Raw genomic sequence first — 5,367 nt, 5'->3', positions numbered from 1 at the left:
GGCGCTGACGAACGCGCTCGCGCTCCACGGGGTGCTCGGGTGATGGGCACGCGCCGAACCGCCGGGCCGACCGCCTACCGCCTGCTCGTCGGGTGTAAGGGCTCACCCTTCGCGCCGTCGCGAGCGACCAAGCCGGTCGTCGACGTGCTCGCCGGGCGCCAGACGAACGACGCGATCGACGCCGGCGCGTGGTTCGATGCACTGCACGCAACACGGGGCACCGTGGCGATCCGGCTGTACCTCCCCGCCGATCACGAGTGGTGGCTCGCGTACGACGACGGCGCTGGCGACGATGAATCGCCGTTCCACCGCTGGAGTACCTACCCGTCCGCCGGGTGGACGCACGATACCGCCCCGCGGGCTATCCTCGAAGAGTCGCTCGCCGACTTCGATATCGGTCGCGACGACGACAGTGCGACGATCTATCGGTCGCGGATTGTGCCGACGCGTGACGCGCCGGAGTTCGTCCGAGAGCGTGTGAATCCCCCGCGAGTGAGTGATACCGTTTCCGGTATCGGTTTCGGTACCGATTTCGATACCGCCAGCGATACCGAAAGCGATACTGGCTCGGGCGGCGACGGCGACGACATGATCGCGGGGGAATCGCGGTGAGCCCGGAGGAAGTGGACGTGCGGTGGAGCGCGCTCACAATCGATCAGCTCATCGAAGAGTACTGGGCGACGGTCGCGCCGGCCATGCGCGCCGACGGCATGGATCCCGAAGCCGAACACCCGCCCCACCGGTGGGTGAAAGACGGGTTCGCGGGGCTCATCTACACGCTTCGTGAGCACCACGACCGGACGCCGACGGAGTTTTTCCGTGGCGACGTGGGTATCATCCCGAGCGAGGGGTACGAGTGGGAGCTCGATGACGACGCCGTCGCGATCGCGCTCGATCGCCACGTCGAGGCGCTTCGGGAGCAAGGGCTCGCGGAGTCGACGATCGAGGCGACGCGGTCGCGACTCGCGGCGTACGCTCGGCGGTTCGAGAGGCGGAACGATGTGTCACTGATCGAGTCGCACGACCGCGAGATAGCCGTCGAGACGCTGTCGCGGGTTGTGGCCCGGTACGTCTCTCGGGACGCGAAGCGGCACCTCGTGAAGGACGTGCGGACGCTGTACGCGTGGCTCGCAGAAGAGGCGTATCACGAGGAGCACGTTCTGGACGGTGTCGGGCTGGATGACCTTGTAGAGGGCTCGTGACGCTCAATTGTTCTCCTCCTACCATTCAATGAGGGTATTGTAGCCAGTATATCCGGGAGTGATAGTGAAGAGCTATACTACTCATCGAGCGTCGGGAGATGTTGCCGATCGTCTGCTGAAAGCCCAACGGATATGTTTTCAGCATTTTGAACAATAGTTTCGAAGTCTTGAGGGGAGTCCAAGCGAGTTTGACCACGCCAAAAGGTACTATCGAATGCTACGGCTCCCTGCGCATTCCAGGCGCGTAAACGGAGTTGTAATGTGAATAGAGGCTCTCCTCCCTCTTGTTCAATGATATTATTGGTTATCTGAGTCAGTGAAATTACTTCTCTTTCAGCGGGATCGTCATCGATTCTACGGTCTAAGCCTACACGAATCTCGAACGTCTCTGTTTCGCCCGCTTGGAGTATCTCTGGTTGTTCATACTGTTGATTTCGCCCTTCTTTGGGTAAGTATCGTACCGAGCGGAAATCCCATTCATCACTGTTCAGATCAGATACAGCACCCACCCATCCGTCAAATATAAGTTGAACTCGATGTGCCCTTCCGCGTCCGGCATTGTGAAGCGTCAGTTGAAGATTATTTTCGTCCGGGGTCCATTCTTTAAGTTGTAATGATGGTTGATATTCTAATTCGGAGAGGTTTGTCTGCCGATCGAGAAGGAGGGACTGCTGACGTTGAGTATGGTACTGCATAAAATATAGCACGACCAATCCAGTCGTTAATAGCACGGACATTTGCGATGGATTTGTTTCTGCCCACAGCATTGCTTGGTCCAACATGTAGGACAGACCGGGGTAGAAAATGGAGACTACAATTGGCACTATTCCAGTTAAAATCACTGACAATAGACCTACCCTCTTCATCCGAGTAATCGAAGACGCTCGCCGAGTGTGTAGATAGTCTATTCTCCGGGTTAGATACTTTTCTATGCGGTATGCTACCCAGATGTACATTACTAGTATCCAAGGTAATAGGCCATCTTCTGAAGCCGTAGTTACTGTGTCAATTATGAGGTTAATATAGTCTCCCAGAGAAAATATTCTATCGAAAACCAAGGACAGGATCATACCGCATAAAATTGCAACTCCGAGAATGGGAAGTAGGAGATGGGCATAGATGGCCCTGTAGAGTCGTCGCGTTGAACGAGAAAGCCACTCTCGTAAATTCATCCGATACTACCACCCAGAAGGTACCTAAAAATAAACCTTCTCCGGCGACCAGAGATCGAGGTTGCGCTCTGATGAAGTAGGTTCACGTCGAGTCCACATTGGATTAGCCGTTGAGAATCTCCATCGCTTCGCTGTCGTCGTATCCGTGCGCCTTTTTGAGATGCTGGAGATAGTCCTGTGGCGATTTGGTCAAGCCGCTCTCGTGAAATCCGCAATCCGGGCAATCGTACTCTGGTTCGAGCCCCTGTTTGACCTCCCACGGCATCTCTTTCTCCTCGTCACGCTCTGGCGTCGAATCGTACGGGCCGGTCATTCGGAGGTCGCCGGCGTTGAGGCGATCGCCGAAGCGAGATCGCGCCCATCCTTTTACGGCATCGTCGAGGTCGTCGACGGCCGCCTCGGAAAACTCGCCATCCTGGGAATGGAACTGGACCCACCCGTCCTTGCGCTGATCGTAGCCAAGCGCGACGACGGAGCTGTCGGTGAGATAGACGATGATGTACGCCGCGCCCGATTCAGGATCCCGGCAGTACGCTGTTGCGTCGTCGAGGCTCTGGACCTCCCGTTCCGTCAGCGCCCGCGACGGCAGCGAGGAGAAGGTTTCAGACATATGCCCACGAGTAGAATACCTCGGGTGAAAAAGGCGGCTGGTGGGCTAGAGAGCACCGGCAGTGTTGAGCAGTTGAATGACACCGACAACTACGACGAGTACCGTGAGGAGCGCTGCTGCGTATTGCGCTCGCCGCGGCCGGAGGTAGTTCAACTTGTAGTAATCTCGATCGTACACCATGAACGTATAGAGGCGCTCGATTCGATCATGATCCCTTGATAATGAGTAACGTCCATCTTTCTCGGATGCAGTCATCGGGTGGATTCCAATTGCTGCATTTCCCTGATAAGATAGCATGTCATGTCTAAATTCTAATGAGGTCGTATCACGTGGTTTGAGAGTGCAATTCATTTGCTCAGCCGAATCGTAATCATCATCGGATTCGTCAAAAATGAGTCGCGGCCAATTCGTTCCATCTACTTTTTTCTCGGTTAAATTCTCAACAGTTAGTGTGAAATTGGGAGATTGATCGGTGAAGTAAACAGAGCGCCATCGTTCGAGATCGCCCTCGATGCTGAATCTGAGAACTTCTGTATCGTTGTAGTCGTCAGAAACGGTATACTCTCGCTGGGCGGGCATACACCAACCACTCGAAGGATCGCCTTTAACCTCCCGTCAGAACGCGCCGTCACGACTGTACGCGCAGATCCGAGCGACGGCCGTCGTCACGCACCGGTCGAGACTGTGGATGTAGGACTTCGTCGAGACGATCGCGCGCTGCGGGACCGCCCTGTCGTCGCCGGTCGACGTATGCACGTCGAACCCGCCGTCCACTGAGCCCTCGCTGATCCGGACCCACGCGCCGTCGGGGTGCTCGAACGCGATCGACGAGCTGCCCTCGGTGTACTCGACCGTCCAGTCGTCGAGGTCGTCCTACTCGTGGATCGTCTCGACGCTGTCGAATATCTCCGCCGACTCGTCGAGTTTCTCCGTCACGCGCTCTGCAACCGCTTCCCACGAAGCGTCGTTGTCGAGGCGGTCGTTGATCGGCTGTTCAGGTCTTACGTCGTCGAGTGCTCCGGACATGTGTGGTCACCATGCGTGTCGGGTTTCCCCGAGCACGTATCTCTCAAAGAACGGATCCTATTTAGTAATTACTATGTAGAGTAGAATTACATCTATGGGGACAACATTAGATATTTTACAACTTATCTACTATCTCTTGTATGGTGAATCAAAATCGGACTGTTCAGTATATCGAGGCCAGCGGAGATATTAAAGAGGCGATTGAATTTGGCGTCAAGTGGCTACACGCTTTTACTGATGAAGGAAAGCAAGATTTCTTGCTCGCAGTGGATACAAAACGGGTACTTGACAACGCTATCAGTAATGTGATTGGAGAGGGTGCGGTGCGTGAATTAAAGAAAAAGAATCGTGTCCGACTCGGAGAGGGAACTGTTGACCTCGCCACAAAGAGGGTAAAACCTGAAAATTGGGAGTCCGGTCCGGTGCTCGTTGCCTTTCCTAGTACTGATTTGCTTGATGTAGTAGACAAACTGTCTGGAGTGAGTGACGTACTCGTAATAACACGCTCGAAAGAAAGAATTGAATCGTGGGTGGGCACGTGGGGTGCGACAAATCTCAGGTCGGATTCCAGCTCCGATCTTGTTGAAATTTCAAATCCAGTCGCAGAAGCTGCTGTCGATTCCCTAGACTTTCTCGTGAACACATCCACAGGAATCACACATAGTACGGACCGCGCGAGGTGTATTCGAATATTTGAAAAGCTCCAGGCTGAGGGCATTGAAGTCGACCCGACTGCTGTTCGTGGGTGGCTGATTCGAGAAAAGGGCTGGAGTCCCGACCATGCGGACGACGTGAAAGAGATTATTGAGGGTGTCGCCGCTGGGAAGAAATACAGATACGAAGGCGGTGGATTAGCAGACAATATCGTTGAACAGTGGCGAAAAGAAGCCGGAGAACAGCAGAACGACTAATCTTCCAGCACGTCGACCGTGAAGTAGATCCGCCGGTCGCGTTTCGAGACCTCCTCGACGTTGCAGGCGATCAGCGTCTCCCCGCGTCGGAACACCCGGTAGCCACCCTCCTTATCGACGTACACCCGACCGTCGGCCGCTTCGATCGCATCCTCGAACCACTCGATGAAGGTGTCGAGCTTGCGCTCGTACGCGAGTCGGTCGCCCTCCTCGCGCAGATCGTACTCGATCATGTTCTCGAACCCGTAGCCGTCACACCGGAACACGCGCCGCGTCACGACCGACTCCGTCTCATCGAACCGCACGGCTCGCGGCGGGGCGTCGAACCGCGCCTGCCGAGTTCCGTTCACTCCCATAGATCATCGACCCTCCAGTGCACCACGTCCGCGAGCGTGTCGCCGGTCACCCGCCGGTCGGGGTAGTACTCCTGCATCTCGGTCACGAGG

9 protein-coding genes are annotated in these 5,367 nt (G+C 55.7%); 3 read left to right on the top strand and 6 right to left on the bottom strand.

Features of this window, described 5'->3' with window-relative positions; genetic code table 11:
* Window positions 1-42: 42 nt before the first annotated feature.
* Window positions 43-612 carry a hypothetical protein gene (locus tag C471_RS16090; protein WP_004050857.1) on the top strand — a complete coding sequence of 190 codons (570 nt, stop codon included), beginning with the start codon at window positions 43-45 and terminating at the stop codon, window positions 610-612.
* Entirely contained in the window at window positions 609-1,202 is a 594-nt protein-coding gene (locus tag C471_RS16085) for a hypothetical protein (RefSeq protein ID WP_004050856.1), read from the top strand. Before C471_RS16090 ends, C471_RS16085 begins: the two co-directional genes overlap by 4 nt.
* Window positions 1,203-1,279: 77 nt before the next feature.
* Here C471_RS16085 and C471_RS17305 read toward each other — a convergent pair whose 3' ends face one another.
* From C471_RS17305 to C471_RS17530, 5 genes are all read right to left on the bottom strand, one after another.
* Complete coding sequence (locus tag C471_RS17305; RefSeq protein WP_152421932.1) at window positions 1,280-1,984, bottom strand: hypothetical protein; 705 nt, start codon at window positions 1,982-1,984, stop codon at window positions 1,280-1,282.
* A gap of 493 nt (window positions 1,985-2,477) precedes the next feature.
* Window positions 2,478-2,984 carry a hypothetical protein gene (locus tag C471_RS16080; RefSeq protein WP_004050855.1) on the bottom strand — a complete coding sequence of 169 codons (507 nt, stop codon included), beginning with the start codon at window positions 2,982-2,984 and terminating at the stop codon, window positions 2,478-2,480.
* A gap of 45 nt (window positions 2,985-3,029) precedes the next feature.
* Window positions 3,030-3,563, bottom strand: coding sequence for a hypothetical protein (locus tag C471_RS17300; RefSeq protein WP_152421931.1), 534 nt, complete (start codon window positions 3,561-3,563; stop codon window positions 3,030-3,032).
* 36 nt (window positions 3,564-3,599) lie between these two features.
* Window positions 3,600-3,758 (bottom strand): hypothetical protein, encoded by a 159-nt coding sequence (locus C471_RS17535; protein WP_160163160.1) that lies wholly within the window; start codon window positions 3,756-3,758, stop codon window positions 3,600-3,602.
* A gap of 99 nt (window positions 3,759-3,857) precedes the next feature.
* The gene (locus C471_RS17530; RefSeq protein ID WP_160163159.1) at window positions 3,858-4,010 is read right to left on the bottom strand and encodes a hypothetical protein; all 153 of its coding nucleotides are present in this window, start codon (window positions 4,008-4,010) and stop codon (window positions 3,858-3,860) included.
* A gap of 140 nt (window positions 4,011-4,150) precedes the next feature.
* Here C471_RS17530 and C471_RS17295 point away from each other — a divergent pair, with 140 nt between their 5' ends.
* Window positions 4,151-4,921: a hypothetical protein gene (locus C471_RS17295; RefSeq protein ID WP_152421930.1), complete on the top strand. Its 771-nt coding sequence runs from the start codon at window positions 4,151-4,153 to the stop codon at window positions 4,919-4,921.
* Here the strand turns inward: C471_RS17295 and C471_RS16075 are convergent.
* Window positions 4,918-5,277 carry a hypothetical protein gene (locus tag C471_RS16075; RefSeq protein ID WP_004050854.1) on the bottom strand — a complete coding sequence of 120 codons (360 nt, stop codon included), beginning with the start codon at window positions 5,275-5,277 and terminating at the stop codon, window positions 4,918-4,920. The two genes, C471_RS17295 and C471_RS16075, sit on opposite strands and share 4 nt — an antisense overlap.
* Window positions 5,278-5,367 lie beyond the last annotated feature (90 nt).

It is taken from the genome of Halorubrum saccharovorum DSM 1137 (genome assembly GCF_000337915.1).
GTDB lineage: Archaea > Halobacteriota > Halobacteria > Halobacteriales > Haloferacaceae > Halorubrum > Halorubrum saccharovorum.
Note: the sequence above shows the minus strand (reverse complement) of the source record. Positions and strands in the feature narration are given on the sequence as shown.